The organism is Rhodococcus sp. NCIMB 12038, assembly GCF_002165735.1.
Taxonomy (GTDB): Bacteria; Actinomycetota; Actinomycetes; order Mycobacteriales; family Mycobacteriaceae; genus Rhodococcus_F.
Genome location: NZ_NHML01000001.1, coordinates 97,812 through 112,865, shown reverse-complemented (window position 1 = coordinate 112,865; position 15,054 = coordinate 97,812). Strand labels below are relative to the sequence as shown.

The 15,054-nt window shown below is 68.9% G+C and carries 16 protein-coding genes and 1 tRNA gene; 10 read left to right on the top strand and 7 right to left on the bottom strand.

The genetic code is table 11. The features are described from left to right. Positions 1 to 269: 269 nt before the first annotated feature. Positions 270 to 818 (bottom strand): TetR/AcrR family transcriptional regulator, encoded by a 549-nt coding sequence (locus CA951_RS00460; protein WP_087554976.1) that lies wholly within the window; start codon positions 816 to 818, stop codon positions 270 to 272. 55 nt (positions 819 to 873) lie between these two features. On the opposite strand from CA951_RS00460, the gene CA951_RS00455 reads away from it, so the two are divergent. From CA951_RS00455 to CA951_RS00440, 4 genes are all read left to right on the top strand, one after another. Then, positions 874 to 1,896, top strand: coding sequence for an FAD-dependent monooxygenase (locus tag CA951_RS00455; protein WP_087555309.1), 1,023 nt, complete (start codon positions 874 to 876; stop codon positions 1,894 to 1,896). Between the two features lie 289 nt (positions 1,897 to 2,185). Beyond that, positions 2,186 to 3,067, top strand: coding sequence for a glycoprotein (locus tag CA951_RS00450; RefSeq protein WP_256973160.1), 882 nt, complete (start codon positions 2,186 to 2,188; stop codon positions 3,065 to 3,067). A gap of 70 nt (positions 3,068 to 3,137) precedes the next feature. Then, positions 3,138 to 3,815 carry a hypothetical protein gene (locus tag CA951_RS00445; RefSeq protein WP_087554974.1) on the top strand — a complete coding sequence of 226 codons (678 nt, stop codon included), beginning with the start codon at positions 3,138 to 3,140 and terminating at the stop codon, positions 3,813 to 3,815. After that, positions 3,812 to 4,588 (top strand): hypothetical protein, encoded by a 777-nt coding sequence (locus CA951_RS00440; protein WP_087554973.1) that lies wholly within the window; start codon positions 3,812 to 3,814, stop codon positions 4,586 to 4,588. The genes CA951_RS00445 and CA951_RS00440 overlap by 4 nt, the downstream gene beginning before the upstream one ends. A gap of 118 nt (positions 4,589 to 4,706) precedes the next feature. Here the strand turns inward: CA951_RS00440 and CA951_RS00435 are convergent, their stop codons facing one another. Beyond that, complete coding sequence (locus tag CA951_RS00435; protein WP_179220063.1) at positions 4,707 to 5,102, bottom strand: SRPBCC family protein; 396 nt, start codon at positions 5,100 to 5,102, stop codon at positions 4,707 to 4,709. Between the two features lie 113 nt (positions 5,103 to 5,215). Here CA951_RS00435 and CA951_RS00430 point away from each other — a divergent pair, with 113 nt between their 5' ends. After that, positions 5,216 to 5,611 (top strand): VOC family protein, encoded by a 396-nt coding sequence (locus CA951_RS00430; RefSeq protein WP_179220062.1) that lies wholly within the window; start codon positions 5,216 to 5,218, stop codon positions 5,609 to 5,611. On the opposite strand, the gene CA951_RS00425 is transcribed toward CA951_RS00430, so the two are convergent. The 5 genes from CA951_RS00425 to CA951_RS00400 form a co-directional block, all read right to left on the bottom strand. Next, complete coding sequence (locus tag CA951_RS00425) at positions 5,601 to 6,284, bottom strand: helix-turn-helix domain-containing protein (RefSeq protein ID WP_087554970.1); 684 nt, start codon at positions 6,282 to 6,284, stop codon at positions 5,601 to 5,603. The two genes, CA951_RS00430 and CA951_RS00425, sit on opposite strands and share 11 nt — an antisense overlap. A gap of 39 nt (positions 6,285 to 6,323) precedes the next feature. Continuing rightward, a complete protein-coding gene (locus CA951_RS00420) occupies positions 6,324 to 6,785 on the bottom strand; it encodes an RDD family protein (RefSeq protein WP_087554969.1) in 462 nt (153 codons plus the stop codon). Continuing rightward, a complete protein-coding gene (locus CA951_RS00415; protein WP_087554968.1) occupies positions 6,782 to 7,435 on the bottom strand; it encodes a hypothetical protein in 654 nt (217 codons plus the stop codon). Before CA951_RS00415 ends, CA951_RS00420 begins: the two co-directional genes overlap by 4 nt. 54 nt (positions 7,436 to 7,489) lie before the next feature. Beyond that, positions 7,490 to 7,885 (bottom strand): DUF6292 family protein, encoded by a 396-nt coding sequence (locus CA951_RS00410; protein ID WP_087554967.1) that lies wholly within the window; start codon positions 7,883 to 7,885, stop codon positions 7,490 to 7,492. 383 nt (positions 7,886 to 8,268) lie between these two features. Then, a tRNA-Leu gene (locus CA951_RS00400) sits at positions 8,269 to 8,354 on the bottom strand. 254 nt (positions 8,355 to 8,608) lie between these two features. Between CA951_RS00400 and CA951_RS00395 the strand changes: the two genes are divergently transcribed. The 5 genes from CA951_RS00395 to CA951_RS00370 all read left to right on the top strand — a co-directional run bounded on the left by CA951_RS00395 (position 8,609) and on the right by CA951_RS00370 (position 15,053). Then, positions 8,609 to 9,907 (top strand): DUF3662 and FHA domain-containing protein, encoded by a 1,299-nt coding sequence (locus CA951_RS00395; RefSeq protein ID WP_087554965.1) that lies wholly within the window; start codon positions 8,609 to 8,611, stop codon positions 9,905 to 9,907. Between the two features lie 256 nt (positions 9,908 to 10,163). Continuing rightward, on the top strand, positions 10,164 to 10,628 hold the full coding sequence (locus tag CA951_RS00385) for an FHA domain-containing protein (protein WP_087554963.1): 465 nt from the start codon (positions 10,164 to 10,166) through the stop codon (positions 10,626 to 10,628). Beyond that, entirely contained in the window at positions 10,625 to 12,115 is a 1,491-nt protein-coding gene (locus tag CA951_RS00380) for a PP2C family serine/threonine-protein phosphatase (protein ID WP_087554962.1), read from the top strand. The genes CA951_RS00385 and CA951_RS00380 overlap by 4 nt, the downstream gene beginning before the upstream one ends. Next, positions 12,115 to 13,569, top strand: a complete 1,455-nt coding sequence (locus tag CA951_RS00375) for an FtsW/RodA/SpoVE family cell cycle protein (protein WP_087554961.1) — start codon at positions 12,115 to 12,117, stop codon at positions 13,567 to 13,569. Before CA951_RS00380 ends, CA951_RS00375 begins: the two co-directional genes overlap by 1 nt. Further along, positions 13,566 to 15,053 carry a penicillin-binding transpeptidase domain-containing protein gene (locus tag CA951_RS00370; RefSeq protein ID WP_087554960.1) on the top strand — a complete coding sequence of 496 codons (1,488 nt, stop codon included), beginning with the start codon at positions 13,566 to 13,568 and terminating at the stop codon, positions 15,051 to 15,053. Before CA951_RS00375 ends, CA951_RS00370 begins: the two co-directional genes overlap by 4 nt. Position 15,054: the final 1 nt, after the last annotated feature.

Sequence of the window (15,054 nt, the reverse complement as noted above, 5' to 3'; positions counted from 1 at the left end):
AGCAGCGCTGATGGCCATCAACTTGCAATGCAGGTGCCGTCACGACGTGCTCGGCACCACCGATCGGCTATCGCCCTTTTGCAGCACGCTGGGTGTGGTCCTCGCACCAGGCGACGTGGCTTTTCGGTCGGGTCGGACTTTCGTGGGTCCAACGTGTAACGAAAACGATAATTCAGAACCCCTGACGAAACACAACTTAGGTTGGCCTATTAACCCTCTGAACTGGGCATTGTCGAGGGCGGACCTCGTCCGACTGCACTGAGTACATGTTAAGTGAGCGCGCGGAGGACCGCTCTAATTCCCGCAGTCGGATCGAAATCGAGATCCGGGACGGTCAGTTGGTGAAGGATCAGACCGTCCAGGTAGTCGGTGATCACGACGGCGTCCGAGGCGGGGTTTTTCGAACCCACACGTTCCAGCATGTCCGCGCCCCATTCCACGAGCGCGCGCCGTGCCGATCCGATCTTCGCGTCCAGCCCCGGCGTGACGGAGGCCTCCACGAACAGCGCGTATCGGGCGCTCGTGCGGACCCGGTCCGGACCGGTGGAAAATCTCACGAACGCGACCAGCGCGTCGACCAGAGCATGTTTGCTGTCCGGGCGCAGGTGCGCGAACTTCACCCAGTCCTCCCGGTCACGTTCGACGAGCCGTGTGACGATCCCCTCGAGCAGTGCCCCCCGGCTGCGGAAGTAGTTGGACGTCGACCCCTGCGGCATTCCGGCCAGCTCGTCGACGCCGCGGTGCGTGAGGGCCCGGACCCCCTTCGTGCCGAGAAGCGCGATGGCGGCGTCGAGCACCTGCTCCCGTTTGTCTGCCATGACCCCGACACTACATCGGTAGTATATTCACTACATCCGTAGTAGCGTGGTGGCCATGACACACTCCGCAGCAGTCCTCGGCGGCGGCATCGGCGGACTCGCCGTCGCCGGCTACCTGCACCGCGCCGGCTGGCACGTCGACGTGTTCGAGCGGGCCGACGCCCTGCCCACGTCGGGCACCGCGCTCGGCATGTGGCCGCAGGCCCTCGACGCGCTGGACGCGATCGGCGCGGGCGATCGGGTCCGCACCCTCGGGTCACCCCAGCACCGCGGCTCGCTCCTGCGCCCCGACGGATCCGTGATCGGCACCATCGACAACCGCGACCGCATCGCCTACCTGCTGTCGCGGCCCGCCCTGCTGGCCACGCTCGCCGAGACACTGCCCGACGGCATGATCTCGTTCGGCACCCCCGCTCCCGCCCTCGACGCGCTGACGGACCACGACGTCGTGATCGGCGCGGACGGTCTGCGCAGCCCGACCCGCACGCAACTGTTCGGCGACAAGTTCGAGCCACGCTATGTAGGCGCCACCGCCTGGCGCGGCTGGGTGCCCGGACATCGCGACAGCGTCAGCGAAACCTGGGACGCAGACGCACTTTTCGGGATCACCCCGCGCGACGGCGACCTCGTCAACTGGTTCGCGTGCATCCGCACCGACGCCGGGCACCCCGGTGGCCTCGACTTCCTCCGGTCCCGGTTCGGGGGCTGGCACGCCGACGTCCGGGCCGTGCTGAAGGCAGCCACGCCCGACGCGATGCTCCACCACGACCTGTACGAGTCCCCGGCCCTCCCGTCGTACGTGTCGGGCACCACGGCGCTGCTCGGCGACGCCGCCCACGCGATGGCGCCGAACCTCGGCCGCGGCGCGTGCGAGGCCCTCGTCGACGCCGTCACACTCGGTCGATTCCTCGCCGCCGACACCGACATTCAGACGGCGCTGCGCCGCTACGACCGCACGCGACGGCCCGCCACCCGGCGGCTGGTGCGCGGATCGCGCGCCATGTCCGCCGTCGCGATGACCGGCCGTCTCCGCCCACTCCGCGATCTGACGGTGAAGCTGGCCGCGGGCCTGGCCTGACCGGAATCCGGGAGCGCGGGAACGCTTGCCCGTCTGGTACTTTGCCGCGGTAGGGGGAAGAGAAAGAACCGGGGGCGGTCATGGGGGCGGTGAACGACGGCTGCGGCAGTGCGCCCGCAGCACGGACGGATCTCATCGGGGAAACAACACATCCACCGTGTCGGTGGAGGCATTCTGCTGTGCTCGCATCCCTCTTTCGGTGCCTCTGATCTGCATCTCTCTTGCGTTTGCTTCGTCAGCACCCGTCCGTTCGATCAACCATGTCCGTTCGACTTCAGGAGTCAAAGACTTGAGAATCCGCATGCACGCTCTGGCCGCCGCGATCTCGGTGTCCGCCGCCGCACTGCTCGGGGCCGCGACGGCACACGCCGCTCCGGCCACCACCCCGCCGTCGACGTCGCAGCCGGGCGTCACCGATCCCTCGACCGCGCCCACCACGTCGCAGCCCGGCGTGACGGTCCCGTCCGCGCCGCCGAGCACGTCGCAGCCGGGTGTCACCGATCCGGCGGCCCCGACCACGACGACGCCCGCTCCCCCGCAGGCGCCGCTGGCCGTCCCGGGCGCCGAGACGGCCGCACCCGCCGCGCCCGATCTGGCGAAGGACGAGGCTCCGGCGGAACCGGCACCCGCGGCGCAGTCCGTGCCCGCCGAGCAGGCCGCCCAGCCCGCGACCGTGTGGATCGACCCCGACGACATGCCGAAGTCGCACCAGGCGCCCGTCGCCCCCACCCTGCCCGTGCCGAAGCCGGTGGTCGAGGTGAACGCGGCCGCCGACACGCTGGTCGGCGCGGTGCCGGTCGCCGTCAACGGCCGCCAGTACGGCAACCCCGAGGGGTACGTCGGGACCATCGGCTGGCGGGTCGGTGACGCCACCGGCACCGCGGGCATCGCCGTCGACCCGTCCTCGCCGACCGCCGCCACCGTCTCCGCGTTCTCGGCCGACTCCAACGCCGAGCACCCGACGAACTGGTCGGCGCCCGTCGACGTCACGCCCGTCGCCGCCGCGATCGCAGATGCCGCCGACCGGTACCCGGCGTTCGGGCAGCTGGTGCAGACGATCGCGTCCCTGCCCGCACCGCAGCTCCCGCAGCTGCAGTCGACCGACAGCGGTCCGGCGACCACGACGATCGCCGGCGTGAACGTGCGCAGCCAGGCGACGCTGCACGTGTGATCCGATTCCCCCGCGCGAGCCCGTCCGGGGTGGGCTCCGCGCGGGGGAATGAGGTGTGGAGGATTCAACTGTGACAGAACCGCCGAACCGGGCCCCCCTCGACCGCTTCTCGCACTGGTACCCGCCCTTCCCGTCGGCCGCGGCACCGACGGTTCCCGTCGTGGAGCCCGAACCCGAACAGCTGCCCCCTCCCCCGGCGCCGACGTGGCTGACGCCGGGCGACGAACCCGATCCCACCCCACCTGTCCGGGACGGTCGCGGCAAGCGGAAACTCGCGCTCGCCGGAGCCGCCGCAGCGGTGGTCGCCGTCGTCGTCGGTGTTGTCGCCGTGTTCACCTCGACTTCCGGTGATGCGAGCGGAAACCCGGTCGCCGCAGGATGGTGCGCCGCATCCCGCGACGGTTCGACGGTCGTCGGCAACGGTCCCGGCGGGACCTCCGACGGCGTCGCCGCGATCCTGGCCTTCGACCACGCCTACTACGTCGAACGAAGCGGCGCGAAGGCCCGCGAGGTGGTCGCCCCCGACGCGCCGCTCGGGTCCGCCGAGACCATCCAGGGCGGCATCGACTCGCTGCTGCCCGAAGGCACCGAGCACTGCCTCGCCATCACCGAAACCGAACCCGGCCGCTACGCGGTGACGCTGACGGAACTGCGACCGGACGGGTCGACGAAACGGTACGAGCAGGTCGTGACCACCGCGGACCGCGACGGTCGCACGTACATCACATCCATTGGAGACGCGAAGTGACCGACCAACTGCAGCAAGCACTTCCGGTGTCGACCCTCGTCCTCGGGGCGTGCGGAGGAGCAGGCGCCACCACGACGGCGCTCGGGCTCGCCAACACCGCGGCGGCCCGCGGCGGTGCGGTCGTCGCCGTCGACGCGACTCCCGCGGGCGGCGATGTCGCCGAACGCGGCGCCGACGCCGTGCTGTCCGTGAGCGGCCTGGAGCAGTTGGTGGCGTCCGCGGCCGCAGGCCCCGTCGCGGACGACGTGTTCGACGGATACTGCTCCCGCACCAGTGCCGGGACTCGCATCCTGAACCGCATCGGGAACCAGACCGCGTCGGACCGTGAATTCCACACTCTCACAGCCTCACTGCGCGCACGCCAGGTCAGCGCCGTCCACGACCTCGGCCACCGATTGCGCGCCGCGTACCTCGCGCCACTGCTGGCCACGCCAACCCCCATCGTCCTCGTCGTCCCATGCCGCGCCGACGCGTTCAACCGCCTCCGCTCCGCACTGCAGTCGATCGGTGACACGCTCGGCGAACCCGGACTCGCCCGCACCGTCGTCACCGTGTCCAACCAGGACGCCACCGGCTGGCAGGTGGACCTCGACCTGCTCCGCGAATACCTCGGCGGACAGGTGTGGGGCGTCGAGACCATCCCCTACGACGAACACCTCGGCATGGGAATCGTCATCGAACACGGCAAGCTGGCACCCGAAACCCGGGCGGCGTACCAATGTCTCGCCGTCGCCGCATCGGCCGTGGCCGAAGGTCGTGCGGAACGGGTCTGAGGACTCACTCCTCCTTCGGTGAGTACACCGCAGCACGACATCCGCGCACGGCTTTGCCACCTGCGCACACAATTGCGTGAGATTTTGACCAATCGGTGCGCGGATGTGCCCGCGCACCTCACGCCTCCAGCAACCCCTTCAACCGCTGGAGGTCGGCGGTGACGGCTGCGGCGTCCTGCGCGAATTCTTCGGCGCTCACGCCGTCGCGTCGGCGGATGGTGAAGAGGACTTCGCTGTCATCGCCGTCGGGGATGACGCGCACGGGGTTGTAGACGGTGTCACCGTTCGGGAGGGTGACGTCGTGGTCGAGGATGCCGTAGTCGTTGGCGGGTGCGAAGGTCACGGCTACCTGGCCCATGGGGGAGTCGGCGAGCCAGCGGTCGCCGTCGCGGGTGATGGTGCTGCTGAGGCCGGCCGCCCATGCGGGGAGGTTGGCGGGGTCGCTCGCGTAGGCGTACACGTCGGCGGCGGTCCGGGCGATGAACACACTGACATGGGTTGATTCGGTGGTCATGACTCCCAGCATTCCTGCTGCACGGCCCGGGTGATTGAAGAAATCGGACCCGCGTGCGCCCGATGTCCGAAACCTTCAATGCGGGTCCGCCCCAAATCGTTAGCGTTCTGGACATGACCGCAACATTCAGTGCCATCGAACTGGTCGTCCGCGACCTGCCCACGTCGCTCGCGTTCTACCGGCGACTCGGACTCGACATTCCGGCCGACGCCGATCAGGCGCCGCACGTCGAATTCGAACTCCCGGGTGGGGTTCGCCTACTGTGGGACACGATCGAGACCATCCGCTCGTTCACGCCCGACTGGACCGAACCTGCCGGCGGGCATCGCATCGCGCTCGCCTTCGACTGCGGAACCGCTGCCGGTGTCGACACACTCTTCGACGAGATCACGGACGCCGGCTACAACGGCAAGAAGAAGCCGTGGGACGCACCGTGGGGGCAGCGCTACGCCACCGTCGACGACCCCGACGGCAACTCCGTCGACCTCTTCGCGGCGCTCACGCCGTGACCAGCTGACCGAAGGTGCGGCCCGTCAACTCCTGGGCCTCCCGGATCAGGTGGGCCTGGTCGGCGAACCCGGCCATGCCGGCCGCCTGCGCAGCGGGAATGGCCGAACCCACCAGCCCGACCGCCGACTGCAACCGAAGGATCCTGGCCAGCATCTTCGGCCCGTAACCGAACTGCCGTCGGCACAGGCGGTGCAGTTGGCGCTCGCCGACACCGATCCCGTCCGCGACATCGCGGACCGACGCCTGCTGCTCCAGCAGTCGCACGACGGCGGGGATCCTGCCGTCCGGCGGCGGCCCGAGGAGCCTGCGTGACCGCGCGAACTCCTCGAGTGCCCGGCCGGGGTCTGCGGCGTCGGCGATCCTGCCGAGGAATTCTGCGGTGGCGCGGTCGCTCAGCACATCGGCGAGCGGCACCCGCTGATTGATCAACACCTCCGCCGGGGTTCCGAGGAGGTCCGGCAGAGTGCCCGGGGAACAACGCAATCCGACGTAGCGGTCGCCCGCCCTGCTGCGAGTGAGATACGGGCGGGAGTCGGGACCGGCCACGACGACGTCACCGTTCATCCAGATGAGGTCCATGCAGCCGTCGGGCAGGATTGCGGCCTCACCGCCGGACGTGGTCTTCTGCCACACGACGGCGCCGGGGAACACCGACCGCCGCTCCGTGTACATGACCCCATGCTAGGCAGCCGGCACGACATTCCGCAGCGGTCAGGCGCCCGGTTCACCGATGTGCAGATCCGGCTCCCAGTCGTAGACGACGGTGGTCCGCAGCAGGATGTCCTGCAGGGACCGGCGCCGGCCGTCGACCGCGGCCCACAGCAACCCGAACCCGAACATCACGCACAGCAGCGCCCGGAGAAGGGCGCGGAGCCAGCCGATCAGTTCACCGTTGCGGCTGACGACCCGCAGCCCCATGGTCACGGCGCCGACGGTGCGGCCGCTCACGGCCCAGCACGCCGTCAGGTACAGCACCGACACGCCGATGAACATGCTGACGGAGAGCAGGGCACTGGCGTCGGGAAACGTGAACTCCTGCGGGGAGAACAGCAACCGCACGAACAGTGCGCCCACGTAGATGCCGCCCATCACGGCCATGACGATCGCCAGGTCGATGCTGCTCGCCAGACCCCGGGTGACGATCCCGGCGGCACGATGCGCCGGCGCGCTCATGCATCGTCCGGTTCGTGCCCGCGCCCGAACAACTTGCCCACGAACCCGGCGACGGCGTCGTCGGCCTGCATGCCCTGGGTGCGCACCCCGCGGACCGCCTCATTCGACATCGAGTCGGTCGATTCACGGATGATGCGCGGGAGGTCGACGCCCTCGATCACGGTGTCGGCGAGCACCACCAGGTCGACGCGTCCGATGACGGAATCCACATCGACGCGGTCGACGATCGCGTCCACGTCGATCCGCGCGGCGACGGCGTCGATGTCCACGCGGTCGAGGATCAGCGGGATGTCGACCCGGGCGGCGATCGCGTCCACGTCCACCCGGTCGATGATCCGCTGGATGTCGATGCCCTCGGCGACGACGTCGAGGTCGACGTGATCACGCACGATCGCGGTGAGGTCCACCTCCTGAAGAGCGACCTGCACGACCTTCCGCAGCACCGCGTGCAGCACCCGATCGGCAAGTTCGTCGGCGCCGCGAAGTGTCTCGGTGCCACGTTCCTCGAGGGTGACCAGCACCGGGTCGACTCCCGGCAGGCGTCGCGCCGTGTCGATGCCGAATCCGATCACGCGCTGCAACGCACTGCCTGCGGTCGCGGCGGCGCCGGCCGCGAGGCGCAGCGGATCGAGGGCTCTCCTGCCGTCCATATTCGCTATCCAAGCCGGTCGGCGCCGGGGCCGCACGGGTTCCCGCGAACTGGGTCACCCGCGAGGAGCGCCGGGGCCGTGCACGATTCGCAGGGCGGGCTTTCCGGTCGCTCGCTGAGGGGCCCAGTCGGCGAGTTCGGTGAGCATCTCGGCGACCCGATCCGAACACTGCGCGGGATCCGGTGCCGGTCCCAGCCCGAGTGCCTCGACCACCAGAACGTTTCCCTGAGAGAGTCCGTGGACTCCGAGCGACCACCCGAAGTGGCGGTTCCAGGCCAGGACCGCTTTCCGGCCGCGGTAGTAGGGGATCTCGCTGGAAAGGGTCACGACCACGTCGAACGCTGGGGTCAACCACCAGTCGACCGACAGGGCGTCCACTGTCGTCGCGACGGAACCGACGTATTCACCGACATTCGCCGAGCTGGTGGCCCGGACCTGGCTGATGCTCATCTACAACCCACTCTCGACGTTCGCAGTAACCGAGCGGAAGAAGCCGGACGGCAGGTTCACACTCGAGTCATTCGTCACGAACCGCCGAGGGGACGGGTTCCGGTCCGGAGGGGCCGGAGGTTCGCGACGAGGCTTCCACTTCATCGTCGGCCCGCGCGGGCTGCGCGGGTAGGCACCCTGGGGTGGGGACGACGCCACCCCGGCGGGTCTTCGGCTAACGGAATCCGTACACGACCTGCGGACTGCAGGAGGGGATCGTCACGTACGTCAGCGTCGGCTGCAATCCGATCCGCCCCCAGTAGGCGCTGGGACCGCCGACGAAACGAGGCCACGAACTCCGTGGAGTTCGTGGCCTCGTTGTCGCGATTCCGGAGAATCGCTTGTGGTGGGCGAAGGGGGACTTGAACCCCCACGTCCCGAAGGACACTGGCACCTGAAGCCAGCGCGTCTGCCATTCCGCCACTCGCCCGAGCGACCCGGAAACATTAACACGAGGTCGCCAGAAATCACGATTCGTACAGGTCAGGCCCCGAAACGGCGACAAAAACACCCGTCCAGGCAAAGACCGATATCATGCAAGGGCGTGGACCCGTGTCTTGGCTCGAGGCAATGACAGTACCGTGGGATACGCGTACGGCAGCGGCGCGACACGGACATGTCTTGTCACAGCCACCACGCACGAGGACAGAAGGCCCGACCGACAGGCACCGTGAGGAGGTTCCGATGGGGATAGTTCAACGTTTCGAGCGGAAGCTCCAGGGAGCCGTGGGTGATGCGTTCGCCCGGGTCTTCGGCGGTGGTGTGGTGCCGCAGGAGGTGGAGGCCGCGCTTCAGCAGGAAGCCTCCGACCGGATCCAGCAACTGGACGGTGGGCACCTGCTCGCGCCGAACAGCTATGTCATCGCCATCAACAACTCGGACCACGAAGGACTTGCCGCCGACCGCGAGTTGACGGTCAAGGCCTTCGCCCGACACCTCGAAGACTTCATTCGCGACCAGGGCTGGCAGACGTATGGTCCCATTCATGTCGCGTTCGAACCGTCGCCTTCACTGCACACCGGGCAGTTCCGCACCCGGGGTTCGGTGGATCCGGACGCAGGCCGCCAGGGTGCGGCCACGCCGGGGCGACCCGAACCGCCACGCGGTCCCGCACCGCGACCACAGGCACCGTTTGTACCCGTCACGTCGAATCCAGGAGCTGGCCCCATGACGCAGAACTCAGGCTACGACCCCAGCCGCGAACCAGCGGGCAACCGCAATCCCGACCCGCAGTACGCGCGCAACGGTCATGCCCATGCAGGTCAGGACCAGCGGTATCCGCAGGGCTACCAGAACGGTTACGACCGCGGCGGCTACCAGCAGGGCGGCTACGACCAGCAGCAGTACCCCGACGACCAGCGCGGCGCGTACCCCCAGGATCAGGCCTACGGTCAGGCGTACGACCAGGGCGCGCAGGCTCCCGGCTACGAGCAGCCCGCGGACGCCGGCTACGACTACCAGCAGGGCGGCTACCAGCAGGACTACCAGGGCGGCTACGACCAGCAGGCTCCCGCGCGCTACCCGGACGGTTCCTACGCCGACGCCGGCTACCAGCAGCCGCAGGGCTACGACCAGGGTTACGACCGCGGCGGCTACCAGCAGGGCGGCTACGACCAGCAGCAGTACGACCAGCAGGGCTACGCCGACTACGACCAGGGCGGCTACGGCCAGCAGGCCTACGCAGCCGACGGCCACACGTTCACGGCGACTCTGCAGCTCGAGGACGGCAGCGGACGCCACTTCCAGCTGCGCGAGGGCAACAACATCATCGGTCGCGGCCAGGAGGCACAGTTCCGCCTGCCCGACACCGGTGTGTCGCGCCGCCACATCGACATTCGCTGGGACGGTCAGGTCGCGATGCTGTCCGACCTGGGTTCCACCAACGGCACCACCGTCAACGGTGCGCCGGTGCAGGACTGGCAGCTGGCCGACGGAGACATCATCCGGGCCGGTCATTCGGAGATCCTGGTCCGAATCCTCTGAGGCTCCACCGAGTTGGGACCCCGAGGACACATCCCCGATACCCGAACCCGAGCTCCCTCGCCGAGACACAACCGAGACGGCTTCGATACTGGACCGACATCGCGTCGGAGCCCGTGTCGGACGTAACACGGTGGGGACTCCGTATCGTTGTGGGCTGTCCGTATCCTGATCGCAGGGTGCGGGTTGCCCCTATGATGCTGCGAGAAAAAGACGCCGGAATCTCGACTGGTCCGGCCACAGAAGGAGGTGGACTGCCGTGCAAGGTTTGATTCTGCAACTCACACGAGCAGGTTTCCTGCTTCTGCTGTGGCTGTTCGTCTGGACCGTTCTGCGGGCGTTGCGCGGCGACATCTACGCCGGCTCCGGCGTCCGTGTGCCGCCCCGGTATTCGCGCAGCGGCAATGTTCTGCCGTCGCTGGGCAAGACGAAGACGGCCAAGTATCTGGTGGTGACGCAGGGCGGCCTCGCCGGCACGCGCATCACGCTCAGCACCCAGCCCGTCCTCATCGGCCGGGCCGACGACTCCACGCTCGTCCTCACCGACGACTACGCGTCCACCCGCCACGCTCGGCTCTCCCCGCGGGGCGCCGACTGGTACGTCGAAGACCTCGGCTCGACCAACGGCACGTACCTGGACCGCGCCAAGGTCACCACATCTGTCCGCGTGCCGCTCGGTACCCCCGTACGGGTCGGCAAAACGGTAATCGAGTTGCGCCCGTGACCCTCGTACTCCGCTATGCCGCCCGCAGCGATCGTGGCCTCGTCCGTTCCAACAACGAAGATTCGGTGTACGCCGGGGCCCGGCTGCTGGCGCTGGCGGACGGCATGGGCGGTCACGCGGCCGGTGAGGTCGCGTCGCAGTTGATGATCGCGGCCCTCGCGCATCTCGACGACGACGAGCCCGGCGAAGACCTGCTCGGCAAGCTGGAGGCCGCCACCCGCGAGGGCAACGACACCATCGCCGATCACGTCGAGGAAGACCCGGAACTCGACGGCATGGGCACCACGCTCACCGCAATCCTGTTCTCCGGCAACAAGCTCGGGCTGGTCCACATCGGCGACTCCCGCGCCTACCTGCTCCGCGACGACTCGCTCGCGCAGATCACCCGGGACGACACGTTCGTGCAGTCGCTGGTCGACGAGGGCCGGATCACCGCCGAGCAGGCGCACACCCACCCGCAGCGCTCGCTCATCATGCGCGCCCTCACCGGCAACGAGATCGAACCGACGCTGACGGTCCGCGAGGCCCGCGCCGGCGACCGTTATCTGCTGTGCTCCGACGGACTGTCGGACGTGGTCAGCGACGAAACCATCGAGAACACGATGCGGGAGGGCTCGCAGGACGAGTGCGCCGACCGACTCATCGAACTGGCGCTGCGCAGTGGCGGCCCGGACAACGTGACGGTCGTCGTCGCCGACGTCATCGACCTCGATTACGGGCAGAGTCATCCCATCGTGGCCGGTGCCGCGTCCGCCGACGACGAGGAGGACACGCCGCCGCCCAACACGGCCGCGGGACGTGCCGCGGCGATGCGCCCGCCGCGTGCCACGCCGAAGCGGGTGGTCCCGCAGGTCGAGGAACCGCCGACGAAGAAGAAGCGTCACCGCATGTGGTGGGCTGCACTCGCGCTCGGTCTGATCGTCGTGGTCGCCGTCGCTGCCTTCGTGGGGCGGGCTCTGGTCCGCAACAACTACTACGTCGGCGCCGACGGCGAACGCGTCACCGTGCTGCGTGGAGTTCCCGGCTCGGTGCTCGGGTACTCGCTGCAGGAGGCGAATCTCGTCGGCTGTGTCAGCGATACCGGCGACCTGACGTTGATGTCGCCGACCGAGTCGCAGAACGGGTGCACCATCCTCGAGGTCGACGACCTCCAGCCGTCCGCCCGTGAGCAGGTGCGTGCGGGGCTGCCATCGGGCAAGCTCGACGACGTCCGCAACCAGATGACCCGGCTCGCCCAGAACGATCTGCTCCCGGTCTGCGAGTCGGAGTCGGCCACCACCACGACGACCACCCCGGCACCGAGTCCTGCGCCGACCCCGGCACCCGCGCCCGTCCCGGAGACCACGCCGCCGCCCGCGCCCGCTCCCGCACCCGCTCCCCCGGCAGCGTTGCCGGCACCGGAGACGCCTGCACCTCAGACCCCGACCGCCACCCCGGCGCCGACCGTGACCCAGGTTCCCGGTCAGAACTGCAGGACGGCTAGCTGATGTCGGTCGCAAGTGCATCACCGGGGGCGCAGTTTCCCAGTCCACCCGGCGGGTTCGCGCCAGCCCCCGTCCAGTCGACGCGCCGGGGCACCGAGCTGATCCTGATCGGTTTCGCGATCCTGATCACGACGATCTCGCTGGTGCTGGTCGAGGCCAGCCAGGAACAGAGCATCACCTGGGACCTCGCCAAGTACGCCGCCGCCTATTCGGCGCTGTTCCTGATCGCGCATCTCGCGGTGCGCCGGTTCGCGCCGTACGCCGACCCCCTGATCCTGCCGATCGTCGCGCTGCTCAACGGCCTCGGCCTGGTGCTGATCCACCGGCTCGACCTCGCCGACGCACAGTCCGCCGCCTACTTCGGGTTGCCCGTCCCGTCGCCGGACGCCAACCAGCAGGTGCTGTGGACGACGCTGGCCATCGCCGGTTTCGTGGCCGTGCTGGTGCTGCTCAAGGACTACCGCCTGCTCGCCCGCTACAGCTACACCCTGGGACTCGCCGGACTGGTGTTCCTCGCCATCCCCGCGATCCTGCCGTCGAGCTTCTCCGAGGTGAACGGCGCGAAGATCTGGATCCGCCTCCCCGGCTTCAGCATTCAGCCCGGCGAGTTCGCGAAGATCCTCCTGATCATCTTCTTCGCCTCCGTCCTCGTCGCGAAGCGCGACCTGTTCACCACCGCCGGCAAGCACGTGTTCGGCATCGACCTTCCCCGCGCCCGCGACCTCGGGCCCATCCTCGTCGCGTGGATGGTGTCGGTGGGCGTGCTGGTGCTGGAGAAGGACCTCGGCACGTCGCTGCTGCTGTTCAGCACCGTGCTCGTGATGCTCTACATCGCCACCGAACGCGTCGGATGGCTGCTGATCGGCGTCGGGCTGCTCGGCATCGGTTTTTTCTTCGCGTACCAGCTGTTCGGCCACGTCCGGGTCCGGGTCAGCACCTGGCTCGACCCGCTGGGCGACTACAACAACACCGGCTACCAGATCTCGCAGTCGCTGTTCGGGCTCGCGACCGGCGGCGTCGCCGGGACGGGACTCGGCAGCGGCAGGCCCGCCCAGGTGCCGTTCGCGAAGACCGACTTCATCGTCGCGACGATCGGTGAAGAACTCGGACTCATCGGTCTCGCCGCCGTCCTGATGCTGTTCCTGATCCTCGTCATCCGCGGCCTGCGCACCGCACTCGCCGTCCGCGACAGCTTCGGCAAGCTCCTCGCCGCCGGTCTGTCGTTCACGATCGCGGTGCAGGTGTTCGTGGTGGTCGGCGGCGTCACCAAGCTGATTCCCCTCACCGGTCTGACCACGCCGTTCATGTCGTACGGTGGGTCGTCCCTCCTCGCGAACTACCTCCTCCTCGCGATCCTCATCAAGATCTCCGACGCCGCCCGTGAGCCGGCCGTCCCGAAGAAGAAGGGCCCCGCACCCATCGCCGACGCCCCGACGGAGATGGTGCCGCGCTCATGAACACACCTCTGCGTCGCGTCGCGATCGCCGTCATGGTGATGGTGGTCGCCCTCCTCGCCAACGCCACCTACGTCCAGGTCATCAAGGCGGACAACCTGCGGGCCGATCCGCGGAACTCGCGTGTGCTGCTCGACGAGTACTCGCGGCAGCGCGGCCAGATCTCGGCGGCCGGGCAGGTGCTCGCGGCGTCCGTTCCGACCGACGACCGCTACAAATACCTGCGCACGTACCCGCCGAACCCGGCGGCGCCGTCGAGCCCGCTGGCGAACGCACCGGTCACCGGCTTCTACTCCATGCAGTACGGCAGCACCGGACTCGAGCGGTCCGAGGACCCGGTCCTCAACGGCTCCGACAACCGGCTGTTCGGGCGTCGCTTCTTCGACCTCGTGTCCGGACGCGACCCGCGCGGCGGCAACGTGGTGACCACCATCAACCCGGTCATGCAGCAGGTGGCGTACGACCAGCTGACCGCGAAGGGCTACACCGGTTCGGTCGTGGCGATCGAGCCGAGCACCGGACGCATCCTCACGATGGTGAGCACCCCGAGCTACGACCCCAACTCGCTCGCCAGCCACGACGGCACCGAGACCACGCAGGCGTGGGAGGCGCTGAACGCCGACCCGGAGAAACCGCTGATCAACCGCGCGGTGTCGCAGACGTACCCGCCCGGCTCCACGTTCAAGGTGGTGGTCACCGCCGCCGCGCTCGCCGCCGGAACCACCCCCGACACCCAGCTGACCGCGGCCCCACAGATCACCCTCCCCGGCACGTCGACGACGCTCGAGAACTACAACGGCTCCACGTGCGGCGCCGCACCCACCGCGTCGCTGCGGGAGGCGTTCGCGCGGTCCTGCAACACCGCGTTCGTCGAACTCGGCGTCAAGACCGGCGCCGACGCCGTCGGCGACGAGGCCAGTGCACTCGGCATCGGCGGGCAGATGCCCGGCGTCCCGTTCCCCGTCGCCGACAGCACCATCGGGTCGATCCCCGACGACGCCGCGCTCGGCCAGAGCAGCATCGGCCAGCGGGACGTGGCGCTCACCCCGCTGCAGAACGCGATGATCGCGGCTACCGTCGCCAACGGTGGGGTGCGCATGCAACCACAGCTGGTGTCGGAACTGCAGGGCCCGGACCTGTCCAACCTCGCGACCACCAACCCGGTGTCCGAAGGCCAGGCGATGTCGTCTCAGGTGGCGGCTACCCTGACCGATCTGATGATCGGTTCCGAGAACAACACCAGCGGCGAGGGCAAGATCCCGGGCGTCCAGATCGCGTCCAAGACCGGCACCGCCGAGCACGGAACCGACCCCCGGAACACCCCGCCCCACGCCTGGTACATCGGATTCGCACCCGCCCAGAATCCGACCGTGGCCATCGCGGTCATCGTCGAGGACGGCGGAGATCGTGCACTGGCCGCAACCGGCGGCTCGGTGGCTGCACCTATCGGCCGTGCCGTCATCGCAGCCGGACTACAAGGGGGCTGAT

Excerpts from the sequence above, each read along its gene's own strand:
- CA951_RS00460 (WP_087554976.1), bottom strand. The coding sequence starts at position 818 with ATGGCAGACAAACGGGAGCAGGTGCTCGACGCCGCCATCGCGCTTCTC.
- CA951_RS00455 (WP_087555309.1), top strand. The coding sequence starts at position 874 with ATGACACACTCCGCAGCAGTCCTCGGCGGCGGCATCGGCGGACTCGCC.
- CA951_RS00435 (WP_179220063.1), bottom strand. The coding sequence starts at position 5,102 with ATGACCACCGAATCAACCCATGTCAGTGTGTTCATCGCCCGGACCGCC.
- CA951_RS00430 (WP_179220062.1), top strand. The coding sequence starts at position 5,216 with ATGACCGCAACATTCAGTGCCATCGAACTGGTCGTCCGCGACCTGCCC.
- CA951_RS00425 (WP_087554970.1), bottom strand. The coding sequence starts at position 6,284 with ATGTACACGGAGCGGCGGTCGGTGTTCCCCGGCGCCGTCGTGTGGCAG.
- CA951_RS00420 (WP_087554969.1), bottom strand. The coding sequence starts at position 6,785 with ATGAGCGCGCCGGCGCATCGTGCCGCCGGGATCGTCACCCGGGGTCTG.
- CA951_RS00415 (WP_087554968.1), bottom strand. The coding sequence starts at position 7,435 with ATGGACGGCAGGAGAGCCCTCGATCCGCTGCGCCTCGCGGCCGGCGCC.
- CA951_RS00410 (WP_087554967.1), bottom strand. The coding sequence starts at position 7,885 with ATGAGCATCAGCCAGGTCCGGGCCACCAGCTCGGCGAATGTCGGTGAA.
- CA951_RS00395 (WP_087554965.1), top strand. The coding sequence starts at position 8,609 with ATGGGGATAGTTCAACGTTTCGAGCGGAAGCTCCAGGGAGCCGTGGGT.
- CA951_RS00375 (WP_087554961.1), top strand. The coding sequence starts at position 12,115 with ATGTCGGTCGCAAGTGCATCACCGGGGGCGCAGTTTCCCAGTCCACCC.
- CA951_RS00370 (WP_087554960.1), top strand. The coding sequence starts at position 13,566 with ATGAACACACCTCTGCGTCGCGTCGCGATCGCCGTCATGGTGATGGTG.